This window comes from Streptomyces sp. NPDC057543, from assembly GCF_042801895.1.
Lineage (GTDB): Bacteria > Actinomycetota > Actinomycetes > Streptomycetales > Streptomycetaceae > Streptomyces.
Map to the genome: position 1 here is coordinate 1 of NZ_JBHVFF010000051.1, position 21,436 is coordinate 21,436.

Below are 21,436 nucleotides of genomic sequence, written 5' to 3' on the forward strand. Positions count from 1 at the left end.
GCCCCGGGGTACCGGCCGTCGGCCCGTTGGTCGGGCAGCCGCGCGACGGCGCGGTTGGGGTCCCGCTCAGTCCCGCTCCGGGCTCTCCAGAACGGCCCGGGGGAACAAGCTCTCGGGCAATGTCACATTCCACGCCGTCAGAACCGGATTGCCGTGCTCGGTGCCGAGCCGCGAGACCGCCCCCGTGGCGAGCTGGAACAGCGTGCCCTCGGCCGGGGTCAGGCCGAGATAGCGGGCGGTGAGTACGCGCAGGAAGTGGGAGTGGGCGACGAGCGCGACGTCCTCCTCCGTATCACGGCCCGCGGCCCGCACGACCTGTGCCAGCACCCGGTCGGCACGCGCACCGACCTCGGCGGGCGTCTCACCGGGATGCGCCTCGGGACCGGGGGCGACCCCGTCGGTCCACAGATTCCACTCGGGGCGGGTGAGGCGGATCTCCTCGGTGGTCACCCCTTCGTAGCCGCCGTAGTCCCACTCACGCAGGTCGGGCGTGATGCGGGGCGCGGTGAGCCCGGCGAGCTCCGCGGTGCGCCGGGCGCGTACCGCGGGACTGACCAGGGTGAGCGCGATCTGCCGGTCGGCGAGCAGCGGAGCCAGGGCGCGGGCCTGGCGTTCACCCAAGGGGGTCAGGGGCAGATCGGTGTGGCTCGTGTGCTGCCCGGACCGCGACCACTCGGTCTCGCCGTGCCTGATCAGGATCAACTCGCCCATGGGTGTCATCCGCTCTCTGTGCTGTTCGTACTGCGTAACCGGCAAACCCCCTGGTCCACGATCGCATTCCAGGCGCCCGGGACGGGGCGACCGATGCCTCGTTTCCCGGGTACGGCAGGCTCATGTCCCGATCAACGCCACCGCATCATCGCAACCGAACAGAGAGGCTAGGACCGACCGACAAATGGGCTGTCCGGACCGTCCGGAACCGGTGGACTGTCGAGTTCGCGCAGGAGTACACGGGCCTGGTTCACTTCGGAATGGGGAGCGTTGATCTCAAGGTAGATGCCGAGGGCCTCGCGCAAGGCGCCCCTGGCCGTTTCGACGGCTTCCGTCGCACGGTAGGTCTGGCCCAGGTGGACCAGTGTCAAGGCCTCGTTGTAGCGGTGCTCCAGTGCACGGTTGAGGTCCAGGCTGTGCTGGTAGCAGTCGATGGCCTTCGTGTGATCGCCGAGTTGATGGTAGGCGTAGCCGAGGGTGTCCCAGGTGTTGGCCTGGCCTCGTTCGTCGCCCAGCTCCCGCTGGATGGCCAGCGCCTCCTGGCAGCGGCGTACCGACGCGTCGTGGTCCCCGAGCTGGGTGTGGTCCCAGGCCACCGCGTTCAGAGCGCGGGCCCGTCCAGGGAGGTTTCCAATCGAGGTGAACTGTTCGACGGCGCTCTGATCGTGCCGCAGAGCGGCGGGCTGGTCGCCGTCGCGCTCGTACAGCCAGCCCAGGGTGAGATTGGTGTGGGCGGCAGAGAGGAGATCGCCGTTCGTCTCCGAGAGGGCCAGCGCGTGGGCCAGTTCCTGGTGGGCTTCCGCCAAGCGCCCGGTCTCCGTGCAGGCCCAGGCGAGCGCGCGACGGGACTCCGCCTGGGCGGCCGGATCCCCGAGGCGAACCGCGGCGGCGAGCGCGGTGCTGTGCACGGCGGTGACGTCGGCCCACCACGCCCGGCGGGCGAGAAAGGTGGTGATCGCCCATGCCATCCGCCATGCCTGGGCATCGCGTCCGGCGCGTACCGCGTGGTTGACGGCCGCTGTCAGCACGGTGTGCTCGCGCGCGAACCACGCCATGGCCCGCTCGGCGTCGGCGAATTCCTCGAGGCGCGTGCCGTCCGCCGGCACCACCGGCACGAGCGGGTCGCGGTAGGGCAGCAGGAGCCGGTCGGCCGCGTACGCGGTATGCGCGTAGTGGTCGAGAACGCGGGTCAGTGCCGCATCCGCTTCACCGGCGGGGGCGACGGTCTCCGCCAGCTCCAGGGCATACGCCCGCAACAGGTCGTGGCAGGTGAAGCGGCCGGGGACGCGTTCCTGGACGAGGTGGTAGGCCTGGAGGCGGTGCAGCCGGGTACGGAGGCGGGGAAGCGGCAGGCCGGTGAGGCTGGCGGCGGCGGGCAGGCCGATGTCCGCCCCGGGTGCCTGGGCGATCTGCCGGAACACCCGGGCGGAATCGGTGTCGAGTGCGAGATAGGAGGAGGCGAAGACGATCCGTATGTCACCGTTCGTCTCGCCCGTCTCCAGGGCGTCCAGCGGGGTCTCCGCTTCCCGGAGTTCGGACGCCAGGGCGGTCAGGGTGAGCATGGGGTTCGTGGTGAGGCGGGCGGCGAGGACGCTGATGGCGATGGGGAGCCCGGCGCAGTGGTGGAGGAGTTCCGTCGCCGCCGCGGGTTCCGCGGTGATCCGGTCGGCACCGATGCGGCGGACGAGTAAGTCGCGCGCCTCGGCGCGGTCGAGCGTCTCCAAGGTGAGCTGGACGGCGCCGTGGGAGGCGGCCAGGCCGGGGAGCCGGTGACGGCTCGTGATCAGGACCGTGCAGGTGGCGCTGCCCGGTAACAGGGGCACCACCTGGTCGGTGTCACGGACGTTGTCGAGCATGATGAGCAGGCGCCGGCCTGCCGTGAGGCTTCGGTACAGCGCGGCCTGGGACTGGGGGGTGGCGGGAAGGCTCCCGGGATCGGCGCCGAGGGCTTCCAGGAAACCGCGCATGACCGTGTACGGGTCGGCCGGTTCACCGGAGGGGGTGAAGCCCCGCAGATCGGCGAACAGCTGACCGTCGGGGAAGCGCTCTTGCCAGCCATGCGCCCAGCGCAGTGCCAGCGAGGTCTTGCCGACGCCGCCGGTGCCGCAGATCGCGGCGATCAGCACGGTCCCGCTGTGCGGCTCGCCTTGCGGTGCCAACAGTTTGTCCAGGCAAACCAGTTCACTGTCCCGGCCGGCCAGCAGAGGCGGCGGAGCGGGCAGTTGTCTGGGGTGTGTCGTGGTGGTGTGCACCGGGTCGGACGCGGCGTCGCGCGTCGGCGGGGCGAGCCGCGGATCCGAGATCAGGATCTGCTGGTACAGGCTCCGCAGCGGCGGCGCCGGGTCGATGCCCAACTCCTCGACGAGACGACGACGCAGGTCCTGGTAGTGGTTGAGGGCGTCGGCGGGGCGTCCGCCGCGGTAGAGGGCGAGCATCAGCTGTCCGGCAAGCCGTTCGTCCAGAGGGTTGTCCTCGGCGAGGCCGGCCAGCACGGTCACCAGCTCGGTGTGGAGCCCGCGGCGCAGCTGGAGATCGCTCCAGTCCAGCACGGCCGCGAGGCGTTCGACCTGCGCCGCCTCGCGCCGGGAGTTGAACCATGGGGTGTCCATGCCGGGGCACAGGTCGCCCTGCCAGGTAGCGAGAGCCTCCTCGAAGAGGCGCGCCGCCGCTGTCTCGTCCCCCGCCTGCGCGGTGGTCCTGGCTCTGGCGGAGAGGGACCGGAAGCGGTGCAGGTCGACATCCGTGGCGGCTACGGCCAGTACGTATCCTCCCGACCGCCGCGCGATCTGCGCCTCCTCGGCCGCGGTGCGTAACGCGAGGCGCAGCCTGGAGAGGTAGCTGTAAAGCGTCGACCGGGCGCGCTGTGGGGCTTGCTCTCCCCAGACCCGGTCCACGAGTTCGTCCACCGTGACCACTTGGTTGGCTTCGAGCAGCAGCACCGCCAGAACGCGCCGCTGCCGAGCGGGTCCCAAGTCCAGCCGGTGGCCGTCGACCCGGACCTCGACCCCTCCCAACACACGGAACTCCACCTCCACACCAACCACCCCCGGGGCGCGATCCTAGACCGAAGCCAGCGGCTCCAAGCAGCTGTTTCAAGCTCTTTTCAAGGTTGGGACACGGTCGGTCGAGCAGGGTGATGGCCATCCCGTCGGACGGTCGGTGACGGGCTGCCGGAGGAGACAACGAAGCCGGCCGACGAGGACCCACCTGCCGAGAAGCAGGACGACATCCCGATCTCAAGGAGCACACATGCGTATTCGCCATGCCCTGGCAACGGCGTGCCTCGGCACCGCACTCACCCTGGGGGTCACGACACACCCCGCTACCGCGGCCCCGGCCAAGCCGATCGGCGACAAGATAGCCGAGCAGGCGCTCAGCCAGTACATCAGCACCAACGCCGAGGTGAAGAAGCGCAAGTACGAAGGCGCGGCCAACGGCGTCAACGCCAAGAACAACTGCAACTTCTACACCGGCTTCTGGACCGACCCGCGCAACCGCCGCTTCGACGGAACGAGCGCCCCGCGCACAGGCACCAACCGTGCTACTTGCGGCACGAGCAAGGGCTACATGTACGTCAACGGCACCAAGACCTGGACCCCCGTGAAGTGGAAGTCCCGCGCCTGGTGCTCCGACTTCGCGAAGTACACCTGGTACTGGGGCGGCGCGAAGGTCACGGGGATCAACTCGTCCGCCGGTTCCTTCTACAGCTACGGGCGTACCAACCACACCTGGCACTCTCGCGCCGACGTGGCCAAAAAGGGCGGCTACGTGCCCAAGAAGGGCGATGTCGTCAGCTACGACTGGGACAGGAACGGTGTCATCGACCACGTCGGTGTCCTCACCGCGTACAGCACCAAGTACAAGGCGTACTTCTCCGTCGAGGGCAACTCCAGTGAGAAGCTCAACTACAAGAACACCAAGCAGTCGGCTGTGTCACCGTACGTCGTCGGCTACACCTCGCCCAAGAAGCTCTGACGGTGGCCGCGGAACGGTAAGCCGGTACGGGAAAGGGCCGCACTCCGGATTCCCGAGTGCGGCCCTTCGGCTCTGCTGCCTACTTGCGGATCAGGCTGCGGAGCACGTACTGCATGATGCCGCCGTTGCGGTAGTAGTCCGCCTCACCGGGGGTGTCGATGCGGACGACCGCGTCGAACTCCACACCGGTGTCGGTGGTGACCTTGACCGTGCGCGGCGTGGTGCCGTTGTTCAGCTCGGTCACGCCGGTGAAGGAGAAGGTCTCCTCGCCGGTCAGGCCGAGGGCCTCGGCGCTCGCGCCCTCCGGGAACTGGAGCGGGAGGACGCCCATGCCGATGAGGTTCGAGCGGTGGATGCGCTCGTAGGACTCGGCGATGACGGCCTTGACGCCGAGGAGCGCGGTGCCCTTGGCGGCCCAGTCGCGGGACGAGCCGGAGCCGTACTCCTTGCCCGCCAGGATGACGAGCGGGATGCCCGCGGCCTGGTAGTTCTGCGAGGCGTCGTAGATGAACGACACCGGAGCGTCCGCCTGGGTGAAGTCGCGGGTGAAGCCGCCTTCGGTGCCCGGGGCGATCTGGTTGCGCAGGCGGATGTTCGCGAAGGTGCCGCGAATCATGACCTCGTGGTTACCACGGCGCGAGCCGTAGGAGTTGAAGTCACGGCGCTCGACGCCGTGCTCCGTGAGGTACTTGCCGGCCGGGGTGTCGGCCTTGATCGCACCGGCCGGGGAGATGTGGTCGGTGGTGACCGAGTCGCCCAGCTTGGCGAGCACCCGGGCGCCGGAGATGTTCTCGACCGGGGTCGTCTCCATCGTCATGCCCTCGAAGTACGGGGGCTTGCGCACGTAGGTGGACTGCGGGTCCCACTCGAAGGTGTTGCCGGTCGGGATCGACAGCGCCTGCCACTGGGCGTCGCCCGCGAAGACGTCCTGGTAGGACTTGTTGAACATGTCCTCGCCGATGGAGTTGGCGACGACGTCGTTCACCTCGGCCTCCGACGGCCAGATGTCCGCGAGGTAGACCGGCTTGCCGTCCTGGTCGATGCCCAGGGCGTCCTTGGTGATGTCCACCTTCATCGAACCGGCGATGGCGTACGCGACGACCAGCGGCGGGGACGCCAGGTAGTTCATCTTGACGTCGGGGTTGATCCGGCCCTCGAAGTTACGGTTGCCGGAGAGCACCGAGGTCACGGCCAGGTCGTGCTCGTTGACCGCCTTGGAGACCTCCTCCGGCAGCGGGCCGGAGTTGCCGATGCAGGTGGTGCAGCCGTAACCGACGAGGTTGAAGCCGACCTTGTCGAGGTACGGGGTCAGGCCCGCCTTGTCGAAGTAGTCGGTGACGACCTTCGAGCCCGGGGCGAGGGTGGTCTTGACCCACGGCTTGCGGGTCAGGCCCTTCTCGACCGCCTTCTTCGCCACGAGCGCCGCGGCGACCATGACGTACGGGTTCGAGGTGTTGGTGCAGGAGGTGATCGCGGCGACGGTGACGGCGCCGTGGTCGATCTCGTACGTCGTGCCGTCGGGGGCCGTGACCGTGGTCGGGCGCGTCGGGACACCGTTGGTGGCGGCCGGGGCGTCGGAGGCCGGGAAGGACTCCTTGCCCGCCTCCTCGTCCTCGGAGACGTAGTTGCGGACGTCCTGCGCGAACTGCTGCGAGGCGTTGGCGAGGACGATGCGGTCCTGCGGGCGCTTCGGGCCGGCGATCGACGGGACGACCGTCGACAGGTCCAGCTCCAGCTTCTCGGAGAAGTCCGGCTCGGCGGCCGGGTCGAGCCAGAGGCCCTGCTCCTTGGCGTACGCCTCGACGAGCGCGACCTGCTGCTCGTCACGGCCGGTCAGACGCAGGTACTTCAGCGTCTCGCCGTCGATCGGGAAGATCGCGGCGGTGGAGCCGAACTCCGGCGACATGTTGCCGATGGTGGCGCGGTTCGCGAGGGAGGTGGCGGCGACGCCCTCACCGTAGAACTCGACGAACTTGCCGACGACGCCGTGCTTGCGGAGCATCTCGGTGATGGTCAGCACGAGGTCGGTGGCGGTGGTGCCGGGCTTCAGCTCGCCGGTCAGCTTGAAGCCGACGACGCGCGGGATGAGCATGGAGACCGGCTGGCCGAGCATCGCGGCCTCGGCCTCGATGCCGCCGACGCCCCAGCCCAGAACGCCGAGGCCGTTCACCATGGTGGTGTGCGAGTCGGTGCCGACGAGGGTGTCGGGGTACGCCTGGCCACCCCGGACCATGACCGTACGGGCCAGGTGCTCGATGTTGACCTGGTGGACGATGCCGGTGCCCGGGGGGACGACCTTGAACTCGTCGAAGGCGGTCTGGCCCCAGCGCAGGAACTGGTAGCGCTCCTTGTTGCGGCCGTACTCCAGCTCGACGTTCTGAGCGAACGCGTCGTTGGTGCCGAACTTGTCGGCGATGACGGAGTGGTCGATGACCAGCTCGGCCGGGGCGAGGGGGTTGATCTTGGCCGGATCACCACCCAGCTCCTTGACGGCCTCACGCATGGTGGCGAGGTCCACGACACACGGCACACCCGTGAAGTCCTGCATGATCACGCGGGCCGGCGTGAACTGGATCTCCTGGCTGGGCTGTGCCTGGGAGTCCCAGCCGCCGAGCGCCCGGATGTGGTCGGCGGTGATGTTCGCGCCGTCCTCGGTGCGGAGCAGGTTCTCCAGCAGCACCTTCAGGCTGTAAGGGAGGCGCGCGGAGCCCTCGACCTTGTCCAGCCTGAAGATCTCGTACGACTCGTCGCCCACGCGCAGCGTGCTGCGGGCGTCGAAGCTGTTCGCCGACACGACAGTCTCCTTCATCAATGTGCGCGTACTCCGCGCCGCGCCTCATTACGGCGGGCGCCGCGTGGTGCCGCCTACGGCCCCTCGACCATCCGCTGAGGCAAGGATTGGTTAGGCAACCCTTACCCGATGGCGGACTGCGGTGCGCCTTCGGCATATATCTCGATGTCGAGATAACTCTAGTACATCACCGTAGCGCGGTCATGTGCGGGCGCCCTTGATCTCTCGCAGTGAAGGTTGAGCGTTTCTCAGCGAAGGCAGGTGACCGCCGCGGCGACCACCGGCGGGCATGTGGGGTACGAGTCATGGCTGGAGCGGGACCGGCTGATCCTGCTCGACTTCGACCCGGCCGTGGCCGGGATCGCTTCCCAGCCGTTCTGGCTGCACTGGCGTGAGGACGGGAAGAAGCGGCGTCACGCCCCGGACTGCTTCATACGGCGCTGACGGACACGCCCAGGTGGTCGATGTCCGTGCCGAGGATCAGGTCGATGGGCGGACCGCGGAGACGTTCGCCGCGACTGAGCGGGCCTGCACGGCGGCAGCCTGGGAGTTTCGGCACGTCGGCTACCCTTCCGGCAGCCGCGTGGGCTTCGGGCGGGGCGGAAACGCTGCAGCCATGCGGCCTGCATACGCCGCCGGATCGACAGAGGCGAGTCCCCTCTGCCATCACCGGACCCCGCCACCCCACCCGGACAACAACCGACAACCTGCGCCGCATGGTCAGGCCCCCCTGAAGCCAGGACGCATGAACCACATACGTCTGACGTGCTCAGCCGCCTGCCGCACCCGGCTCTACCTCCAGCGCAAGAAGGCCCGGCTCGCTCAAGATCACTCGATGTGACTGATTCCCGATCGTCGTTGTCAAGCAGTCGGAGTGTCATGCGGAAGGGCGGGTTCGTGGTCAGGGATTGCGCCACGGTAATCCTCTGCGCCACCGCCAAGAGCGGCTCGGGCCGCAGCCAGACGCTCCCTGGATTCGGCTATCCACTCCTCGCCCATGTCGAGCGGCACGGAGACGACGATCTGAGTGCTGGTGCCGTCATGGACTTCGACCACGTAGGGGTCGTCGGAAATGAATCGTAGATAGGCGGTACGGCCTGACTGGGGCCAGTCTGCGGTGAACGGCTCGTCGAGGTCGGCCTCCTGTTCGGCTTCCTCGATGGCGTCCAGAAGCCGACCCCAGTCCGAGAGGTCCTCGGAGTCGAACCCGAGGTAGACAGTCCCGTTGACGAAGCCACTGGTGACGACGGCCTCCGCGTCGTAGTACCGGACGCCGAGGCTTTCGAGGGTGGGCTCGGTCGAACGCAGACGAACGCTGATGCTCTGGCTGAGGTCGGCCAGCCGGATCAGCTCCATCGCATCGGGCTGTGTGTTCGTGTCCATGGCCGGGAACCTACGGCAGGCGCTCAGGAACGACTCCGACGGGTGTGGGCTCCGCTTCCGCTGGCAAGCACGTGATCGTCATACGGCGGCTGGTTGGGGTCGAGGCGGCCCGCTCATACCCGCCTGCCCCGGCGGGCTTGCCGCTTTGTTCAGCCGTGCTCGGGCTCCACCGGGAGCCACAGCCCGCGTCGTCCGGCTCCTTCTCGTACGGGAAGCGCAGTGGGAACGTGCCCAGCGAGTAGCGCGGCTCCCAGCATCCCGCGCCGACGAGCAGGTCGTACGCGCGCTGCAGGGACGGGGAGTTGGGCGCGGCGGCGAACGGCCCCCGCGCCATGCCGGCCACCCAGTGCACGGGCTGCGTCCACGTCGCTGGATCGTCCGGGTCGCATCCCGTCTCTCGCCACAGCAGCCGCGCGCAGTCCGCGGCCACGCGCGGCGCGACGGCGCCCTCCGACTTCACGAAGCCGTCACGGAGGAAGCGGGATACCAAGGTCGTGTCATCCATGCCCCCATCGTGCGGCGACACCGGTCCCTGTCACCCGACATTCTCCGCACCGCCTTTGTCGGGTGTTCACCGAGCCCCTTCTTGCCCCTCTGAGGCCGGAGGCAACCGCCCTGCGGTCACAGGACCACATTGCCGAGACGGGCAAACACTCCGCGTCCTCCTGCCCGATCAAGTCGGGTGCACGAGGCAGCCCGGAAAGTCGAGCGGCAGCGGTCGGCCCGGCTCGCTCTCCCTTTGAAGAGCAGCAGCCGGTTGCCACTTCTCGTCGGCCACGCCCGGCACTCGGACGGGCCAACTGCTCAGAGGCCGGCTGAAGGGCGCAATCACACTCGAACCGCGAAGCCCCCGACCAACCACTCAACCTTCAGTGAGAATCGCTCAATCTTCACTGCGAGAGGTCAGCCCTGGCCGACCGCCTTTCGCGGCGGGGCGTCGGCCACCGGGTCACCTGCCGAGCCACGCGAGAGCGGCGACCGTCAGCGCGCTGACGCCGGTGTTCAGGGTCGGCTGGACGACCGGGGCGAAGGCGGGGCTGTGGTTCACCGGGATGTCCTGGGCGACGGTCCCGTTCCTGGCGGCCTCGGCGTACAGGCCGGGGTCGATGCCCCCGATGCCCCAGTAGGTGAACGGCGCACCGAACGCCTTGGGGATCTCGCTCATGTCCTCGCTGGCGGTCTGCAGGTCGATGGTGTGCGCGTCGTCGCCGAAGTGGGCGGCGAACGCCTCGGCGACGCGCCGGGTCGGCGCCTCGTCATTGACCGTGGGCGGGAAGGTGACGGTCTTCTCGATCTCGGGCGGCCTCGGCGATCGGGATGCCTGGCTCTCCGCCTCGACGATCCGCTCGATCGCGTTCAGGACGTGCGTGCGCGAGGCGTCGTCGTAGGTACGGACGTTGAGCTGGATGACCGCGCGGTCGGGGATGACGTTGGGGCCGGTGCCGGCATGAACGCTGCCCACGGTGACGACGGCCGGGGTGGTGGCGGCCAGTTCCCGGGAGACGATGGTCTGCAGGCGTACGACGATCATCGCGGCCATCACCACGGGGTCGACCGCGGCCTGGGGCATGGAGCCGTGCGCGCCCCGGCCGTACACGGTGATGCGCAGGCTGTCGGCGGCCGACAGGAACGGTCCGGAGCGAGTGCCGACATAGCCGGCCGGATAGGGCAGGACGTGTTGCGCGAGTACCACGTCGGGTCGGGGGGCCTTCGACGTCAAGCCGTCGTCGATCACGGCGTCGGCGCCGTCGCCGTTCTCCTCCGAGGGCTGGAAGAGCGCTACGAAGGTGCCTCGCCAGGCGTCCTTGGCCTGGGCCATCAGCCGTGCGCAGCCGATCAGACAGGTCACGTGTACATCGTGCCCGCAGGCGTGCATCACGGGCCGTTCGGTACCGTCTTCGCCGGTCACCGTGGCCGTGGAGGCGTAGGGCAGGCCGGTCTGTTCGCGTACCGGGAGGGCGTCCATGTCGGCGCGGGCCATGACGACCGGACCCTCGCCGTTGACCAGGGTGCCGATCACCCCGGTTCCGCCGATGCCTTCGGTGACTTCGTAGCCGAGGTTCCGCAGGGCGTCGGCCGCCTTCTTCGCCGTGCGGTGCTCCCGCAAGCCGAGTTCGGGGTGTCTGTGCAGGTCCTTGTAGATGCCCTCCAGATCGGAGCCGATGCGGTCGAGGCCTGCCAGCACGGGGTGGGCACGGTCGGTCATGGAGGCTCCTTGCGCGAGTGGGACTCTCCCCCCCGGCACGTCCCGTCGAAGAAATCGACATCGCGGACATCGTGGATACAGGGCGAGCCTAGTCCGGGCTTCCGTGGCCGTCAGGCCGGAGACCTCGTTCGGTAGTCTCGCCGCCGCACTCCTCCCCTCGTCCGACGGACACAGCGCTCGCGCGGTGGGCGCGGGAAAGCACCGCCTGCGGTGGGACGGGTGCCCGGACGAAGGAGGAACATGAACGACGCCACCGAGTTCAAGGACATCCCGCCGACCACCCTGGCCGATCTCCTGGGCCGCGAACAGGTCATGGACATCGGCATCCGGCCACTGTGGCCGTCCATCCCGCGAGTCGCCGGACCGGCCTTCACCGTGCGCTGCCCTCCGGGCGACAACCTGATGCTGCACGCGGCCATCCACCGCGCGGAACCCGGCTCGGTCATCGTCGTCGAGGCGGGGGACGTGGACTACGCGCTCGCCGGAGGGAACGTCTGTGCCGTCGCCCAGCGCCGCGGCATCGCGGCGTTCGTGACCGACGGAGTGATCCGCGACCTCGCCGAGGTGCGCGAGATGGGCTTTCCCGTCTTCGCCAGGGGAGTCATCCCCATCCCGGGTACGAAGAAGGACGTCGGGCCGCTCAATGCCCCCGTGCGGTGCGGTGGAGTGACCGTCGCCCCCGGCGACATCGTGGTGGCCGACGAGGAGGGAGTCGTGGTCACACCCCGCGACCGCCGGGAGGACGTACTGCGCGACGCCCGGAAGAAGTTGACCAAGGAGGCCGGGGAAACCCTCGACGCGTGGGAGAAGGCTCACCGCGAGCGCATCGACGCGATCCTGGCCGAAGGCGGCTTCGAGGGCTGACCTGCGGGCCGGGCCGAGGCCGGTGTACGTCCACCCCGGACGGACGTACACCGCGCGCCTTCCCGACGAGCCCGGTGGACCATGGAACGCATGGCGCATCCGTGACCCGCACCGTTCGTCACGCGATCGCGGCCGGACAACTGCCACGCCTGCACACGGCCGTCACCCGAACGGCGTACCCCACCTCAGGGCTCATCTCATATCTGAGATAACCTTTCGTCATGTCAGACGATTACCTCGTACGCATCGGCAAGCTCATCCGTGACGCACGTCAGCATCGTGGCTGGACACAGAGTCAGCTCGCCGAGGCGCTCGCCACCAGTCAGAGCGCCGTCAATCGCATCGAGCGCGGCAACCAGAACATCAGCCTTGAGATGATCGCGCGCATCGGTGAAGCACTCGACAGCGAGATCGTGTCGCTCGGCTACGCCGGGCCCATGCACCTGCGAGTGGTCGGTGGGCGTCGGCTCTCGGGCTCCATCGACGTCAAGACGAGCAAGAACGCGTGCGTGGCGCTGCTCTGTGCCTCACTGCTCAACAGGGGCCGTACGGTGCTGCGCCGCGTGGCCCGCATCGAGGAGGTCTACCGCCTCCTGGAGGTGCTGAACTCCATCGGCGTGCGGACCCGGTGGATCAACGAGGGGATCGATCTGGAGATCATCCCTCCCGCCCGGCTCGACATGGACGCCATCGACGCGGACGCCGCCCGCCGGACCCGTTCCATCATCATGTTCCTCGGCCCGCTGCTGCACCGGATGGACGCGTTCAAACTTCCGTACGCGGGCGGCTGCGACCTCGGTACGCGGACCATCGAGCCGCACATGATCGCGCTGCGCCGGTTCGGCCTGCAGATCGCCGCGACCGAGGGGCTCTACCACGCACAGATAGACCACTCGGTCACGCCCGACCGTCCCATCGTGCTCACCGAGCGCGGGGACACCGTGACCGAGAACGCACTGCTGGCCGCCGCCCGGCACGACGGCACGACCGTCATCCGTAACGCCTCCTCCAACTACATGGTTCAGGACCTCTGCTTCTTCCTGGAGGCACTGGGCATACGCGTGGACGGCATCGGAACGACCACACTGACCGTGCACGGCGCTCCGCACATAGATGTGGACGTCGACTACTCCCCCTCCGAAGACCCGGTCGAGGCGATGAGTCTGCTCGCCGCCGCCGTGGTGACGGAGTCCGAGCTGACGATCCGCCGGGTACCGATCGAGTTCCTGGAGATAGAGCTCGCGGTACTGGAAGAGATGGGCGTCGACTGCGACCGTACGACGGAGTACGCCGCCGACAACGGCCGTACCAGGCTGGTCGACCTCACGGTCCGCCCCTCCAAACTGGAGGCGCCGATCGACAAGGTCCACCCCATGCCGTTCCCCGGGCTCAACATCGACAATGTGCCCTTCTTCGCGGCCATCGCCGCCTCGGCCCAGGGCCAGACCCTCATCCACGACTGGGTCTACGACAACCGGGCCATCTACCTCACCGACCTGAACCGCCTCGGCGGCAGGCTGCAGCTCCTGGACCCGCACCGGGTACTCGTCGAGGGCCCGACCCGCTGGCGCGCCGCCGAGATGATGTGCCCGCCCGCGCTGCGGCCCGCCGTGGTGGTGCTGCTCGCCATGATGGCGGCGGAGGGAACGTCCGTACTGCGCAACGTGTATGTCATCAACCGCGGTTACGAGGAGCTGGCGGAGCGGCTCAACTCCGTGGGCGCGCAGATCGAGATCTTCCGGGACATCTGACCGGCGGGGTGTCGTGCCCCTTGGAGGCAAGGGGCACGACACCTCAACATGCCAGCTGACCTGCGGATACTCACCTTCACGGCCCTCCATTGATCACTGTTGTTTTTCAGCACCTTGTGCAACGCACGTGCAAGATGATCTTAAATGGTTGACGACACGTCAGAGATACGTGAGTACCCGTCAGCCTTCACGGAGGGTTATCGCCGAACCTCGCAACGTCCGATGTCGGTCGTGTCACGCCGACCGCGTCTGGTCGACGAGGTGAACCGCCATCTGCCCGACGTCTCCGGCCTCGCGATGCAGCCTGGGGTCCGGCCGCGCATCCGAGTCCTCCGGCTGACCACTTTGCCACGCAGAAGAGGACCCGCACCACGCGGGCGCGGGTCCTCTGTCGTAGACGGGCGCCGCGTCCTGGCGAGGTCGAGCAGGAGGCTCGACCGTCCGTCGCGGTCCAGCTCGGCGAGCACCGGCATCAGGGTGTCAGCGTGGCGGGAGGTCCAGGACAGCGCCACGACGTCCCGCTGCTGCAGGTCCGACGGGAGCGGGCTCGGGTCCGTGTTCGCCGTGCTGACACGGGCCCGGTTGCGTAACTGGGCGGAGCGGGTCGGGTTGTACGGAGCCGCTGCCCCGAGCAGGTACGCGATGCCGGACCAGGTGACGGTGTACGCGAGGTACTCCCGCGAGCTGCTCGAACGCAGGCCGACGCGCCCTTCATGCGGGGCAAGAGCGAGAGGTGCCGGAGTCGATGCGAACGGCTCCCATGCCTCCAGAGCCAGCAGCTTGCGCAGGACCTCGGTCACGAAGCGCCGAACGGGAACGTGCTGGACGTGGAGCCAGCTAGCGCCGCCCGGTGTAGAGGCGAGCGAGGCGCCGTAGTGTTCCAAGGCGCCCATGACGTTGCTGACGAGAACGCGCAGCTCCTGCCGGTCGACGGGCATGGCCTCCAGCTCCCCGGCCCGGATGTGGTCGGTCGTGACGTGGTCCAGGGCGCCGCTGCCGACGAGAGCCCACCGGGGCTGGCCGGCGAAGTCGGACCGGACCAAGCTCAAGCCGCCGGTCGCGCGGGTGCTCACACCAGGCTCCCCTCGACGAACGGCGTGCCGAAACGCAGGAGTTGCAGCAGTCCCTGGGGCGCGACGGCGATCTCGGGTGCGGGCGAGGTGGGCTGCCCGTATCCCCACCCCGCATGGACGTAGGCGACACCGGCGCGGGCCGCCGCTTCCTGGTCGACCGCCATGTCCCCCACGTACACAGCTGCGGCGGGGTCGACTCCGAGGTCGACCAGGGCCAGGAGGATCGGGTCCGGTGCCGGCTTCGTGCGGCCCATGCTGCTCGACGTGCGAACGGTGGCGAAGGGACAGCCGAGTTGGGCAAGGAGCGGTGCAGCGCGGTCCAGGGGCTTGGACGTCACGACTCCCAACCGCCAGTCCGCAGCAGCGAAGGTGTGGAGCACCTCCGCGATACCGGCGAACTGCCGGGCGAGGTGGGACGCAGCCTGGGACGCCGCCTTGTACGTCTCATGGACGAGCTGGGCGTCCCTCACTCCGAGGCGGCGCATGATGTCGTCGAACTCGCGCCCCAAGTGGCGCTGGTACGAGGCGAACGGCACGTCGAGGCCATGAGTCGCCCGGACCTCACGCCACGCCCTCTCCATGACCGGCCGCGTGTCGAGCAGGACGCCGTCGAGGTCGAGGAGAAGGGCACGTGGCGGCGTATCGGAAGGGGTTCGCTTCGTCGGCACAGATCCGACCAAAGGTGGAGGAATCGGGCGGTTCGTCACGGCGAGATCTCCTCGAAGGAAGGGAAGGGTGGCGGGCGGCTGGGCGAACGTCCCGTGTCACAAAGCCCGACGACGCTCGCCGGACAGGAACAGAGCGGTGTGTCTGCCGAGCCAGCAGCGTTCCTGCTCGGCCCACCCGTTCTGGAGGGCCTGTACCTGTCCCTCGGTGAAGCCGCGTTGCCATGGCCTCTCGTCCGGCTCGGCTCCACGCTCGGACCAGACGCGGACGAGGACGTACAACTGCCCACCAGGCCGCAGCCAACGTCGTGCGTCGACCATGAAGGGCTGGTGATCGATGAACGGCAGGACGTTGCGGCAGACGATGAGATCGAGCGAGGCGAGCTGCAGCCTGGGCGGGATGGCATGAGCATCGAAGTCGTGAACCCCGTAGTGCAGCCGGCTTCCGACGCCTTGCCTTTGCGCGGTCTGGATCGCGGCCGACGAGAAGTCCAGGCCCAGCACGTCGTAGCCCAAGCGGGAAAGCTGCCTGCTGAAGCTGCCGATGCCACACCCGACGTCGAGCACGGACGCCCCGGCGGACGGGGTGACGCGCCGAAGGAAACGGTTGACCTCGGTGTCGGTTACGAGGCGGTCCATGGCCCGGCCCTCGCGGTACCAGGCATCCCACTGGGCGGGGCTGAGGCGGTCTTTGATCGCGGTCATGCCGCGCCCTGCGGGTCACCTGCAGGCACGGCGCAAAGGTCGAATCCGGCCTCGCGGAGCGGCAGGAGATGTAGTGCCTGGCTGATGTGTCCCTCGAACGTCAAAATGGTCCTCCGATCAGGCGGATTGGTAGACGGTGACGAGCACTGCGAACACGGTGACGACGAGGAGAAACTGAGCGCCGGCCTGTCTCCAGCCCCAGCCCTTCGCATCCATCCACCGCCACGGACGCCTTCAAGTCGCACCGGACGGCTCCTCGGGGATCACGAGGTGAATGAACGCTTGGTACCGCTCACCCAGCCCCTTGATCACGGCGCGATACTCGTCGTCATCGGAGCTGATGTTGTGCCGGTCTAGGACGATCACGCCGTCCGCGAAGCCGCCTCGGATCAGTCGCTCGACCTCCCCCCAGCCAGGGCGCTTCCAGGGCGGTGTGTAGACGCCACGGCCGGCACCCGAGCCGGGGAGGTACGTCGTGGTCACGGGAACGGCTACGTCGTGAAACCTTGCTCCCATTGCGTAGCCGTGCTGCTCGGCCTCGGTCTGGAGGGTGTTCCAGTCCTCATCCGGGCTGGCACTCCTGCTCGGCACCAAGCTGTAAGCCAGCACCCGGAGACATCGATCACCGGAGCGGCGGTTGCGCCTTTCGGTCGCCTCGCGGCGAAACTGTTGACGGAGCCGGACGAGCTGGCCGCTGCGCGACGGACGCTCCAGCGGGGCGGGGTTGCGGTGCCACTCCTGGGGTCGAGCGGCGTCGGCGCCCGTCCAGTCCCGGGATCCCTGCATCAGGCTGATCCGTGGACTGGAGACGGCGATCATGTCGTCCAGGCTTCTGCTTGTCTTCATGGTCGCCTTCCTCTAGATCGCGCTCAGCCCTCGCAGGGCTCACCCGACGGTTGCGTGATGCGTTCGGTCCGACCGACCACTACGTCGCTACTCACGTGAATCAAGGTCGTGCCAGGCGCCGTTCGGATACCGTGTGATCAGCTCGTACCGACGATGAAAGCGGTACGGAACCCCGGTGGGCAGGCCCTTGATGGAGCCCCGCACGCTGGCTCCGCAGGCCCCATGGAGAGCCGCCGGTTTCGCTGGCATCGACCGCAGGCGAACGAAAGCTCACGGTGGAGGAGGAAGCGTGGGGCAGCAGCCGAACGAGCTGACTCCGGATGCCGGCCCATGGCACCGCTGGGGTTACGAGCTACGCCAGTTCCGCGAGGCCCGTCTGCTGTCGCAGCAGGCTCTGGCTCGCAGAGCATTGATCGACCGTTCACATCTCGGGCGCTTCGAGCGCGCTGAACGTCCTGTCCCGAAGCACGCGGCCATCGCTCTCGACGATGTCCTCGATGCCGCTGGTGCCTTGGTTCGTGGCTGGGACAGCGCGGAGCGCGAGGCTCCCCAGGACTGCTCTGTCCCGGTGTCCAGAGCCGGGACAGCGACTCATGGGGCCAGTACACGGGGCCATGGGGCCAGCGGCCCGGAGACCCTGGCCATGAGCGCGGTCGTGCGGGCAGGCTCACTTGGAGACGACACGGACCCGGTCGTCGTCCCCGCCCGAATCCACGGAAGGATCCTCTTCGTGCCCGTGCCCCGCCGCGTTGTTCTCGCCTCAGGGATCGCCGGCCTGGCTGCGACAGCCATGCCGGCCGCGACGCCGGCGGCTGCCACCGGACTCGCCGACATGGGGTCTCCCTTTGAGCACTTCGCGCAGCTCCGCCGGGTGATGATCCAGACCGACAACCTCATTGGCCCCCGGCACGTGTTGCCCGCCCTGCAACAACACCTCGTCTCCCTTGCCACGAGACGCCGAGCCGCTCGTGGCACCGACGCCGTCGAGCTTCTCGCCCTGGAGACGCGATACGAAGAGCTGGCAGGCTGGTTCGCCCAGGACATCGGCGACGAGCGCACCGCCCCCGGTCACACCGCGCACTGCCTGAGTACGCAAACGCTGCGCAGGCGCCGAACCGGCACCTCCTCTGAACCTCGGATTCAGGGAACTTACAGGGAACCTTCAGCACTTTTCGAGAGGCTTTCGACAGGCTCGTTGTCGCCCAAAGAGGCGAGCCGCTGAAAGACCGGAAAGAGCTTCCGGCACAGGCAAGGGGCCACCTTCTTCCCAGGGACATGCCACTCAAGATCTTGCAGGCCATGCGACCCTCGCACGAAACCGATGCGCGCCAATACCCGCTCACATGCCCGCGCCCGCAGCAACGTCGCCTCTGTTCGCCCACTGACACCACCTGGCCCCACCAACTCCGTTTGCCGCACGCCTGGGCGTGGGCTGCCCTGAGCGGTACGTCCAGAGCATGACTGAACGCCGCCCGTATCCGAGTGATCTGTCCGATGCCCGCTGGGAGTTGATCGAACCGGTCCTGACCGACTGGCGGGCCGAGCGCCGCAGCAGGGCCCTGAACATCGGCCGCCACCCGAGCACGACCTGCGTACCATCCTGGACGCCATCCTCTACGTGGACCGCACCGGAGTGCAGTGACACTACCTCCCCCACGACTTCCCGCCCTGGGAAACGGTCCACGGCTACTTCGCCAAGTGGGAAAAGGACGGCGTGTTCGCCCAGCTCAGCGGGCTGCTGCGGAGCCTGCCGCGTGAACACGAAGGTCGCAACGCCGAACCGACAGCGTGCGTCATCGACGCACAGAGCGTGAAAACCTCCACAAGCGTTCCCGCCACGAGCCAGGGCACGGACGCGGGCAAGAAGATCGTCGGCAGGAAGAGAAGCATCGTGACGGACACACTCGGCCTGCTTCTGGCGGTCCTGGTCACGGCCGCGAGCGTCCAGGACTCCGTCGCCGGCACCAGCCTGATCGACACGGTGGCTGCCGAGCACACCACGATCCGAAAGGTCTGGGTCGACGGCGGCTACCGCCAGCACCTCGTCGAGCACGCCGCGACCCTGGGCATCGACATGGAAATCACCCAACGCAAGCCCGGGACCAGGGGCTTCGCCCCCATCCCGAAACGGTGGGCCGTCGAGCGAACCTACGGATGGCTGATGTTTCACCGCCACCTGGTCCGCGACTACGAAGCCCTGCCCACCCGCTCCGAAGCCATGATCCACCTCGCCATGACCGACCTCATGGCCCGCCGCCTCACCGGGGAAACCACCGTGTCCTGGCGCGGCCCAACATCCCAGGACGAAACACAATCCACGGGATGAAACACCGGGAGAAAACGACCCCTTAAGGGAATTGGCGCGCGAATGCAGCATGAGCACCTGGGGCCTGTCGCAGAAAGCTCGCCGGTGCAACATCACCGTCCACCCTCCGGGCGGCTGCAACGGCCTCGGCCACCTCGACCTTCCCCCACAACTCTCACCGGCGATGCAAGCTGTCACCGAGGGCCGCGAAGCCCTGGACCGGTTGCGCACCATCGTCCAGGTCGTCGGCCATGACAGCATCCCGGCGGCCGCCGACAGCTTCTACGGCGGCAGGAGTGTCACCCTCGGCCAGCGCATCTACGCTATCGAGCGCAGGGCAGGCTTCCGCATCATCAACCGTGACACTCGGCCCCTCGCACCCACGCCCCGCGGGCGCGACTTCCTCCACGAAGCACAGCAGATCCTGCGCATCGCAGACCACGCCAACCTATCCCGGCCCGATCCACTATGAGCCCCAGGACCGGGTGCCGCAGGTGGTGACAGCCCAGCCCCGCGTTCACGTTCCAGGAGGGCCCGTCCAGTTTGCGATGTACACGACGGGGCTGGCACCCGCGAGCGGGCGAGGCACGCCGCCCGCTCACAGCCATACGGCCAACGCCCCTCTCTCTGCCCCCTGCATGCGGGATCCGTAACAGGCGTCATTGTGACGAGGATCACGAAGGTCGCGGACTGTATTCGTGGGGCCGCGCGTGCCATTTGCGCAGCTCCCTCCCGCTGCGGTGCTGATGGCTGAAAGCCGCTCATCCCGTGATGATGTGCCCCACTAGGGCGAGTTGAACAACTCTCCATGCAACAAGATGAGTTGAGTCATCAGGGTCGGCGTCAGCGAGCGGGTGGCGCGAGTCAACGCGTCTTCGCCGCAGCGGCCTGAATGCATGCCGCCCCGCACCGGAAAACCTGACACGGGCACTGAATGGGACCTCTCGGGATCTCCTGGGCATCTGCGGCTACGAGCAGTAACTCAAGGCCATCCTGGGCTCTTGAGAGCAGGTCCTAGGGCCTGGACCCCTCCCTCAGGCGGTCGCCATGGCCTACTTTCAACACCCAGCGAAGCACGGGCGCCTCGACCGCTGGCCTGGGTTCCGGAGCCCAGGCCAGCGCGCCCATGAACCTCGCTCGTGCGCCGGCCGTCGGATTGCGGTGCGGCGCATCGTAAAGCAGTGGGATCGGCCATCACATCACAGCGGTGCCCTGCGGGGCGCCCACATGGGAGGGGATGAGATGAAGTTCGAGGTACTGCGTTCCAGGGCGGGTATAGCCGCTGCCATCAGCGCTGCCTGCACTGGTCTGTTCTGCAGGGCTGACGTCTCGCCAGTTGGGCCTGACCGGCACCGTTCCAGCCGCCGAGGAATGGCTTCGCTGGACACTTAATTCTTCCAGCGGAGTTCCGTTCGGTTTCGCCGAGTTTTTTCGGCTTGGTGCGGGCCTGTGATCTATGCGCGTCTGCGCCGGGTGAATGGCCGCAACCGGACAACCTCGACGGGCCGCGCCTGCAGGAGTTCATGCGCTGGTGCTCGACGACATCGACTCCAGGTCGGAGCAGGTCTGGTGAAGACCTGCTGCGAAACCGAGAACTCGCTGCAATATGCAAGTAGTTGGAGGTTTCATCCAAGTGATGGTCAAGGTGACAGCGCCCGGACTGCGGACGGTTCGGGCGCTGGGCCTGGTGTCAGTGTGTGTGGTGGGAGTCGGCTGCACAGGCGGTGCCACTGGCAAAGCCCCCGTAGCGGATCGGCAGACGTCCCCGAGCGCTGCCCAGAGCAGTCCATCCCCGCGTCCAAGCCCGGTGCCTTCGCTGCACTCCGAAGGTCGCACGCGCGTCCTGAAGTACGGCGACCTGATTGTGCACACCACGCCGCAGGAGTGAGGCGTGCGCACCGAGATCAGGTGGCCAACACCTACGAGAGGGATGCGACGTACTCGGTCAAGATCAGTGTCGCTGACGGCGAGGGCTGGGTTGCTGCCAAGCGTTTCTGGCTCCAGGGCATTCCTCCAGGGGAATCCCGCGGCGATGCTGCGGTGATCGGCTCGGATATCCCAGGACAGGTTCCGCAGGTTCCAAAGATCTACGTGGACGAGTTCACTCCCCTCGTCGATCGCAGGTAGAGATGGGGCACTCAGCGTGTGGCCATAAGACCGG

Annotated in this window: 15 protein-coding genes and 3 pseudogenes; 8 read left to right on the forward strand and 10 right to left on the reverse strand. The window is 68.0% G+C overall.

Annotated features, from left to right (window positions below; genetic code table 11):
* Window positions 1-66: 66 nt before the first annotated feature.
* Window positions 67-711 carry a histidine phosphatase family protein gene (locus ACFU8Q_RS11690; RefSeq protein WP_384451319.1) on the reverse strand — a complete coding sequence of 215 codons (645 nt, stop codon included), beginning with the start codon at window positions 709-711 and terminating at the stop codon, window positions 67-69.
* A 167-nt stretch (window positions 712-878) separates the two neighbouring features.
* The gene (locus tag ACFU8Q_RS11695) at window positions 879-3,728 is read right to left on the reverse strand and encodes a BTAD domain-containing putative transcriptional regulator (protein WP_384451322.1); all 2,850 of its coding nucleotides are present in this window, start codon (window positions 3,726-3,728) and stop codon (window positions 879-881) included.
* A 232-nt stretch (window positions 3,729-3,960) separates the two neighbouring features.
* On the opposite strand from ACFU8Q_RS11695, the gene ACFU8Q_RS11700 reads away from it, so the two are divergent.
* Complete coding sequence (locus tag ACFU8Q_RS11700; RefSeq protein WP_384451325.1) at window positions 3,961-4,686, forward strand: hypothetical protein; 726 nt, start codon at window positions 3,961-3,963, stop codon at window positions 4,684-4,686.
* A gap of 79 nt (window positions 4,687-4,765) precedes the next feature.
* Here ACFU8Q_RS11700 and acnA read toward each other — a convergent pair whose 3' ends face one another.
* On the reverse strand, window positions 4,766-7,480 hold the full coding sequence (gene acnA, locus ACFU8Q_RS11705; RefSeq protein ID WP_384451328.1) for an aconitate hydratase AcnA: 2,715 nt from the start codon (window positions 7,478-7,480) through the stop codon (window positions 4,766-4,768).
* Between the two features lie 267 nt (window positions 7,481-7,747).
* On the opposite strand from acnA, the pseudogene ACFU8Q_RS11710 reads away from it, so the two are divergent.
* Window positions 7,748-8,048 (forward strand): annotated as a pseudogene (locus ACFU8Q_RS11710) (TnsA-like heteromeric transposase endonuclease subunit); the annotation flags it as partial.
* Between the two features lie 290 nt (window positions 8,049-8,338).
* On the opposite strand, the gene ACFU8Q_RS11715 reads toward ACFU8Q_RS11710, so the two are convergent.
* The 3 genes and pseudogenes from ACFU8Q_RS11715 to ACFU8Q_RS11725 all read right to left on the reverse strand — a co-directional run bounded on the left by ACFU8Q_RS11715 (window position 8,339) and on the right by ACFU8Q_RS11725 (window position 11,066).
* Window positions 8,339-8,860, reverse strand: coding sequence for a DUF5959 family protein (locus ACFU8Q_RS11715; protein WP_384451331.1), 522 nt, complete (start codon window positions 8,858-8,860; stop codon window positions 8,339-8,341).
* A gap of 181 nt (window positions 8,861-9,041) precedes the next feature.
* A pseudogene (locus ACFU8Q_RS11720) lies at window positions 9,042-9,365 on the reverse strand (phytanoyl-CoA dioxygenase); the annotation flags it as partial.
* A gap of 444 nt (window positions 9,366-9,809) precedes the next feature.
* Window positions 9,810-11,066: a M20 family metallopeptidase gene (locus ACFU8Q_RS11725; RefSeq protein WP_384451334.1), complete on the reverse strand. Its 1,257-nt coding sequence runs from the start codon at window positions 11,064-11,066 to the stop codon at window positions 9,810-9,812.
* A gap of 240 nt (window positions 11,067-11,306) precedes the next feature.
* On the opposite strand from ACFU8Q_RS11725, the gene ACFU8Q_RS11730 reads away from it, so the two are divergent.
* Both ACFU8Q_RS11730 and ACFU8Q_RS11735 read left to right on the forward strand, forming a co-directional pair.
* Window positions 11,307-11,930, forward strand: a complete 624-nt coding sequence (locus ACFU8Q_RS11730; protein WP_384451337.1) for an RraA family protein — start codon at window positions 11,307-11,309, stop codon at window positions 11,928-11,930.
* A 221-nt stretch (window positions 11,931-12,151) separates the two neighbouring features.
* Window positions 12,152-13,681: a helix-turn-helix domain-containing protein gene (locus ACFU8Q_RS11735; protein WP_384451340.1), complete on the forward strand. Its 1,530-nt coding sequence runs from the start codon at window positions 12,152-12,154 to the stop codon at window positions 13,679-13,681.
* A gap of 197 nt (window positions 13,682-13,878) precedes the next feature.
* Here ACFU8Q_RS11735 and ACFU8Q_RS11740 read toward each other — a convergent pair whose 3' ends face one another.
* From ACFU8Q_RS11740 to ACFU8Q_RS11755, 4 genes are all read right to left on the reverse strand, one after another.
* Window positions 13,879-14,754, reverse strand: a complete 876-nt coding sequence (locus ACFU8Q_RS11740; protein ID WP_384451343.1) for a hypothetical protein — start codon at window positions 14,752-14,754, stop codon at window positions 13,879-13,881.
* Window positions 14,751-15,422 carry an HAD family hydrolase gene (locus ACFU8Q_RS11745; RefSeq protein WP_384451345.1) on the reverse strand — a complete coding sequence of 224 codons (672 nt, stop codon included), beginning with the start codon at window positions 15,420-15,422 and terminating at the stop codon, window positions 14,751-14,753. Before ACFU8Q_RS11745 ends, ACFU8Q_RS11740 begins: the two co-directional genes overlap by 4 nt.
* A 96-nt stretch (window positions 15,423-15,518) precedes the next feature.
* The gene (locus tag ACFU8Q_RS11750; protein WP_384451348.1) at window positions 15,519-16,124 is read right to left on the reverse strand and encodes a class I SAM-dependent methyltransferase; all 606 of its coding nucleotides are present in this window, start codon (window positions 16,122-16,124) and stop codon (window positions 15,519-15,521) included.
* A 234-nt stretch (window positions 16,125-16,358) separates the two neighbouring features.
* The gene (locus tag ACFU8Q_RS11755) at window positions 16,359-16,970 is read right to left on the reverse strand and encodes a hypothetical protein (RefSeq protein WP_384451351.1); all 612 of its coding nucleotides are present in this window, start codon (window positions 16,968-16,970) and stop codon (window positions 16,359-16,361) included.
* A 289-nt stretch (window positions 16,971-17,259) separates the two neighbouring features.
* Between ACFU8Q_RS11755 and ACFU8Q_RS11760 the strand changes: the two genes are divergently transcribed.
* The 4 genes and pseudogenes from ACFU8Q_RS11760 to ACFU8Q_RS11775 all read left to right on the forward strand — a co-directional run bounded on the left by ACFU8Q_RS11760 (window position 17,260) and on the right by ACFU8Q_RS11775 (window position 21,402).
* A complete protein-coding gene (locus ACFU8Q_RS11760) occupies window positions 17,260-18,192 on the forward strand; it encodes a helix-turn-helix domain-containing protein (protein ID WP_384451353.1) in 933 nt (310 codons plus the stop codon).
* Window positions 18,193-18,427: 235 nt separating this feature from the next.
* Window positions 18,428-19,296, forward strand: a pseudogene (locus ACFU8Q_RS11765) (IS5 family transposase).
* Window positions 19,297-19,345: 49 nt separating this feature from the next.
* The gene (locus tag ACFU8Q_RS11770) at window positions 19,346-19,747 is read left to right on the forward strand and encodes a LysR family transcriptional regulator (protein ID WP_384451356.1); all 402 of its coding nucleotides are present in this window, start codon (window positions 19,346-19,348) and stop codon (window positions 19,745-19,747) included.
* 1,436 nt (window positions 19,748-21,183) lie between these two features.
* A complete protein-coding gene (locus tag ACFU8Q_RS11775) occupies window positions 21,184-21,402 on the forward strand; it encodes a hypothetical protein (protein ID WP_384451359.1) in 219 nt (72 codons plus the stop codon).
* Window positions 21,403-21,436 lie beyond the last annotated feature (34 nt).